Source organism: Micromonospora sp. NPDC049559, from assembly GCF_040676675.1.
In the GTDB taxonomy this organism is placed as follows: domain Bacteria; phylum Actinomycetota; class Actinomycetes; order Mycobacteriales; family Micromonosporaceae; genus JBFAPK01.
Genome location: NZ_JBFAPK010000036.1, coordinates 86,510 through 92,509 on the forward strand (window position 1 = coordinate 86,510; position 6,000 = coordinate 92,509).

The window sequence follows — 6,000 nt, forward strand, 5'->3', positions numbered from 1 at the left end:
CGGGAGGGATGGCGGTCATTAACGTCTGCGCACCAAGGACATCCTACGTCCTACCGACAGACGACCGGACTCTCCCGAACCGTCCCCCAGGGAGGCACACCCGTGGCACCCCGTACCCCCCGTACCAGCAGGGCGCTCCGGCCCGCGATCGTGGTCGGCTGCGCCGCGCTGGTGGCGTCGCTGGCCGGCGCCGGCGGCGCGTCCCTGGCCGCGCCGCCCGACGCCGCCGCACCGGACGCCGCGAGCAAGCCGCGCTGCACCGGCTCCGTACCCTTCGTCGCCGGTACCGAGGGCTACAGCGCCTTCCGCATCCCGGCCATCGTGACCGCCCCCTCCGGCGCGCTGCTCGCCTTCGCCGAGGGGCGCTCCGCCGGCCTCGGCGACGCCGGCAACATCGACCTGGTGCTCAAGCGCTCGACCGACGGCGGATGCGCCTGGGGCCCGCTCCAGGTGATCCACGACAGCGGCAACAACACCTCCGGCAACCCGTCCCCGGTGGTGACCGCCACCGGCCGGGTGGTCCTGCTCTCGACCTACAACGGCGGTACCGCCTCCGAGGCCGCGATCATGCGCGGCGAGGTACCGGCCGAGGCGAGCCGGCGGGTCTTCGTGCAGTACAGCGACGACAGCGGCGCGACCTGGTCGCCGCAGCGGGAGATCACCGACCAGGCGAAGGCCGCCGACTGGCGCTGGTACGCCACCGGGCCGGGACACGCGATCCGGCTCGCCCACGGCCCGCACCGGGGCCGGCTCGTGGTACCGGCGAACCACTCGACCGCGCCGCCCGCCGGCTCGCCGGACCTCGGCAACGAGGCGAAGTACTACGGCGGCCACCTGCTCTACAGCGACGACGACGGGACCACCTGGCACATCGGCGCCGTCGACGACAACCCCAACGGCTACCTCAACGTCAACGAGACCACGGTGGCCGAGCTGCCCGACGGGCGCGTCTACGTCAACGCCCGGGACCAGAACGGCAGCTCGCCCGGCAACCGCGGCGACGCGTACAGCCTGGACGGCGGCGAGACCCTGGCCAAGCCGCACCGCCCGCAGGGCACGCTGGTCGTACCGGCCGTGCAGGGCAGCGTCCTGCAACTGGCCGGCGGCGGGGCGCCGCTGCTCTTCTCCGGACCGGGCGACCCGGCGAACCGGGTCGCGCTGACCCTGCGCACCAGCACCGACCAGGGCGCCACCTGGCGCGACGCGCTGGCGCTCTCGGGCCTCCCGGCCGCCTACTCGGACCTGGTGCAGCTCAACCCCGCCACCGTCGGGGTGCTCTACGAGACGGGCGACTTCGGGCCGAACGAGACGATCACCTTCCGCCGGGTGGCCGTACGCGACCTGCGGCCCTGACCGGCCGGCGACAGAGGGGAATCTCCCGGTGGTGGGGCGGGTGCGCGTCCCGCCACCGGGGCGGAACACGCGCGTGGGGCGCCCGGCCGGCTCGGCCGGGCGCCCCACGCGCCGCTGTGCTGACGAGACGGTCAGCGGGCGCCGGTCAGAACGCGGCGCACTGTCCCGTGGCCGGCCCGCCCAGTGTGTTGCGCAGGTCGTTGTCGACCGGCGCCGGATCGTTGCCAGCACAGGCGAGCGGTCCGCCGATGGTGCTGGCGGCGACGACCCCGCCGGCGTTGCCCGACAGGGTCACCGGCCCCGCCACGGTGGCCCGCTCCAGGCCGAGTTCGCCGCGGGTGCCGGTCACCGAGACCGGGCCCTTGACGGTCACGCCGTCGAGCACCACGGCCGCCGCGTTGCTCGCCGACAGCGGGCCGGTGACGGTACCGCCGTGGACGTAGAGCGCGGCGCCGGCCCGCACCGTCACGGGACCGGAGACGGTGGCGTCGCGCAGGCAGGTCACCCCGGACGAGACGGTCAGCGGTCCGGCCTTCTTGCCGGTGACCGTCGAGGTGCAGGCCGGCGACGGGTTGGCCAGCAACTCGACCTCGGCCAGCGCCGCCTGCGGGTCGGCCTGCGTCGGTTCGAGCCGGTAGTGCGCGTACCGGCCGGGGTGCGCGACGGCGAACGACCGGGTCTGCGCCCGCCACGGGAACGTCTGGCCGGCCCGGGTGTCCACGACGGTCCAGTGCTCGCCGTCGTACGAGCCCTTGAGCTGCCAGCCGTGCAGGTCACCGGGGCCGGAGCCGGAGGTGAGGGTGTAGTGGGTGACCTTCTCCGGGGTGCCGGTGACCGTCCACTCGACCGCGCCGGGCACGGTCGCCTGGGTGGCCGAGGTGTTGTCGGTCAGCGCCGCGGGTCCGCCGGTGACGGCGCTGTCGGCCAGCGGCCGGGCCGGCGCGCCGGGCGGGGTCAGCGACTCGGGCAGGTTCGCCGCGCCGGTGCCCCAGTTCGACGGGGTGGCCCCCAGCTGGAAGTCGAGCACCGCGCCGTCGGCCAGTTGGTCGTGCGAGATCCAGGTCTTGGCGTACGCCTTGCCGTCCACCTTGAGCCCCTGCACGTACACGTTGCGGGCGCTGTTGTTCGGGGCGTTGACGACGATGTCCCGCCCGTTCTCCAGGTGCACGGTCGCCTTGCGGAACAGCGGCGAGCCGATGACGTAGTCGGCGCTGCCGACCTGTAGCGGGTAGAAGCCGAGTGCGCTGAACAGGTACCAGGCCGAGGTCTCGCCGTTGTCCTCGTCGCCGGTGTAGCCCTGGCCGATTTCGCTGCCCAGGTAGAGCCGGGAGAGCGCCTCGCGGACCAGCGCCTGGGTCTTCGCCGGCTGCCCGGCGTAGGTGTACATCCACGGGATGTGGTGCGAGACCTGGTTGCTGAAGCCCCACATGCCCATCCGGACGTCGCGGGCCTCGATCATCTCGTGGATCGTGCCGTTGTACGAGCCGGGGAACTTGGCGGTCTCCGGGGTGGCGAAGAAGGTGTCCAGCTTGTCGGCGAGGGCGGCCCGTCCGCCGTACAGGTTGGCCAGGCCCTGCCCGTCCTGCGGCACGTGGAAGGCGAAGTTCCAGCCGTTGGTCTCGGTGTAGTCGTGCTCGTGGCCCCAGACCCGCGGGTCGTACTCGTCCGGGCCGGACTTCCAGTCGCCGGCCGCGTCGCGGCCCTGGAAGAACTCCACCTCCGGGTCGAACATGTGCACGTAGTTCTGGGCCCGGTTGCGGAAGTACTCCGCGTCCTCCCGGTAACCGGCCCGCTCCGCCTCGGGGGTGGCCGGGTCGGCGGCGAGCGCCGTGGCCATGTTGGCGATGCCGTAGTCGTTGATGTAACCCTCCAGCGCCCAGGAGACGCCCTCGGAGACGGCCGAGGCGGTGTAGCCCGAGAAGATCGAGGTCTGCAGCCCCTTCCGGCCGACGCTGGTGTTGTTCGGGTTGCCGCCGGGCGGCGCCACCGTGGCGTTGCGCACCGCCGCCTCGTACGCCGCCTTCACGTCGAAGTTGCGCACCCCCTTGACGTACGCGTCGGCGAAGGCCACGTCCGAGCTGGTGCCGGTCATCAGGTTCGCGTACCCGGGCGCCGACCAGCGCGACACCCAGCCGCCGTCCTTGTACTGCTGCACGAAGCCGTCGACCAGTTCGCCGGCGTCGGTCGGGGTGAGCAGCGTGTACGCCGACCAGGTGGTGCGGTACGTGTCCCAGAAGCCGTTGTTGACGTACACCTTCCCCTCGACGACCGGCGCGCCGGTCTGGGTGGGTGTGGTCCCGGGCGGGATGGAGGTGCTGGTGGAGGACTGTACGGCGTGCATCCAGCGCGGCGCGGCGGGCGTGCCGACGTTCTCGTGCGCCGAGTTCGGGTAGAGGAAGAGCCGGTACAGGTTGGAGTAGAGGGTGGTGAGCTGGTCGTCGCTGGCGCCCTCGACCTCGATCACGCGGAGCTTGTCGTCCCAGAGCCGCTGCGCCCGGTCCCGGACCGCGTCGAGGGTGTCGCCCGCGGCGATCTCGTTGGTCAGGTTCCGCCGCGCCTGCTCGACCGAGATCAGCGAGGTGGCGATGCGGAGGTTGACCTGCTTGCTGGCGCCGGTGTCGAAGGCCAGGTAGCCGGTGACGTTGGCGCCGCCACCGCCGGTGAGCCGGCCGCTGGCGACCACGGGGCGGTCCACCACGCCGTAGACGAAGAGCCGGGTGGCGCCGTTGGAGAGCCCGCCGCGTACGTCCGAGTAGCCGCTGATCTCGCCGTTGTCGCCGAGGGTGAGCCCGCCGTTGTTGTTGACGTTGTCGAAGATCAGATTGCCCCGGTCGCCGGGGAAGGTGAACCGGAAGATCGCGGCGTGGTCGGTCGGGGCGATCTCGGTCTTCAGCCCGCTGTCGAAGGTGACGCCGTAGTAGTGCGGCCGGGCCACCTCGTTGGCGTGCGAGAAGGGCAGCGCGCGGGCGGTACGGTTCGCGTTCGGCACGCCGGCCGCCGCCGACGGCATCACCTGGAACGTCTGCCGGTCCCCCATCCACGGGCTCGGCTCGTGGCTGACCGTGAACGCCTGCAGGGTCGGCCGGTTGTCGGCGTTGTTGGCGCCCTGGTACTGGTAGAGCCAGTCGGTCGAGCCGGCGTCGGTCATCGGGGTCCAGAAGTTGAACCCGTGCGGCACCGCCGTGGCCGGGATGTTGTTGCCCCGGGAGAAGCCGCCGGTGGAGTTCGTGCCGCGGGTGGTCAGCACGTGGTCGGAGAGGTGGTCGCGGATCGGCGTGGCGGGGTGGGCGGTGACGGTGATGTCGTCGAACCAGCCGTTGAACAGCCCCTTGCCGGTCGAGCTGTCGTAGCCGACGAGGACCCGTACGGCCCGCTTGCCGGCCGCGACCGCGCCGATCCGGGACCGCTTGAGGTTCCACTGGTCGGCGTAGAGGGACTTGGCGGCGCCCTGCCCGCGCGGGCTGAGCCCGAAGCCGTACTGGTCGACGGCGCCGAGGTCGCTGAGGTAGGTGCCGTCGTCGAAGGCGAGGTCCACGGCGGCGTAGGTGCTCGGGTAGTCCAGGTCCTGCGCGGTCAGCTCCGGGAAGACCACGTACGACAGCTCGGTCTGCGGGGTGATCGTGAGGTCCACGTCGAAGACCCTGTTGTACGCGTACCCGCGACCGTCGACGATCTGGCCGCCGGAGAACTGGAGGGCGTTGCGCCCGGTCCAGCCCGCGTTCGGCTTCATGGTCGGGCCGTTGACCGGCCCGCCGCTGACGAAGCTGCGCATGTCGGTGACGGGCGGCGGGGTGGTGTCGCCGTCGGAGAGCTGGAGTTCGGCGAGCTGGGTGATGGTGCCCCCGGCGACGGCCGTGACGTCCAGCCGGTAGTACGCGTACGCCGTGGTGTTGGTGAAGCGGTAGTCCCGGGTCTGGAAGCGCTCCGGGAACTCCTGCCCGGTACGGCTGTCCAGGGTGGTCCAGTTCTCCCCGTCGGTGGAGCCCCGCAGGGTCCAGTCCTTCGGGTCCCGCTCGGGGGCGTCGTTGGCGGAGGTGAGGGCGTAGTGGACCACGGCGACCGGGGCGTCGAGGCGTACCCGGAGCCAGCCGGTGGCGGCGAAGGTGAGCCACTTGGTGCTGATGTTGCGGTCGACCGCGCGGGAGGCGACCTCGTTCGGCGGGTTCTCGCCGCTGGCGGCCACCTCGGTGACCCGGTCGGTGAGGTTGCCCGGGATGCCGGTCACCGGGCTGCCGGTGACGCCGGACATCCGCTTGTCGCCGCCGGGGCCGACCTCGGCGGTGTCGGTCCAGGCCGGCTGGGGGTCGCCGGGCTCGAGCGAGGAGCGGAACTCGGTGGAGGCCGCCGGGGCGGCCGACGCCGGAAGCGGCCCGGCGGGCAGCAGCAGCCCGAGCACGGCGGTGACCGCGACGAGGGTGCGTCTGGACAGGGACATCTCGGATCCTCCAGTGGGGGTTGCCGGGTGTGGGGGTACATCCGGATGAGGATCACGACAGCGTTTCGGTTCTGCGACAACGTTGTCAAGAGGTAGCCCGAGAAGACCTCGCCGATCTAGGGCAAATCGTCGGTTTGTTCTGGTCGCGGAACCAGCCCTGGGCCCAGACCTGGGCCTTGGGCGGCTGCCCGGTCGTCGTCTGGGAGCCGTCC

At 72.2% G+C, this 6,000-nt stretch carries 2 protein-coding genes; one reads left to right on the forward strand and one right to left on the reverse strand.

Going from position 1 to position 6,000, the window contains the following annotated elements:
- Positions 1-102: 102 nt before the first annotated feature.
- Positions 103-1,353: a sialidase family protein gene (locus AB0J86_RS30470; protein ID WP_363861094.1), complete on the forward strand. Its 1,251-nt coding sequence runs from the start codon at positions 103-105 to the stop codon at positions 1,351-1,353.
- 145 nt (positions 1,354-1,498) lie between these two features.
- Here the strand turns inward: AB0J86_RS30470 and AB0J86_RS30475 are convergent, their stop codons facing one another.
- Positions 1,499-5,788 (reverse strand): GH92 family glycosyl hydrolase, encoded by a 4,290-nt coding sequence (locus tag AB0J86_RS30475; RefSeq protein WP_363861095.1) that lies wholly within the window; start codon positions 5,786-5,788, stop codon positions 1,499-1,501.
- Positions 5,789-6,000: the final 212 nt, after the last annotated feature.

What these genes read in the sequence shown, in the direction of transcription:
- AB0J86_RS30475 (WP_363861095.1), bottom strand. Translation starts at nt 5,788, where the DNA reads ATGTCCCTGTCCAGACGCACCCTCGTCGCGGTCACCGCCGTGCTCGGG.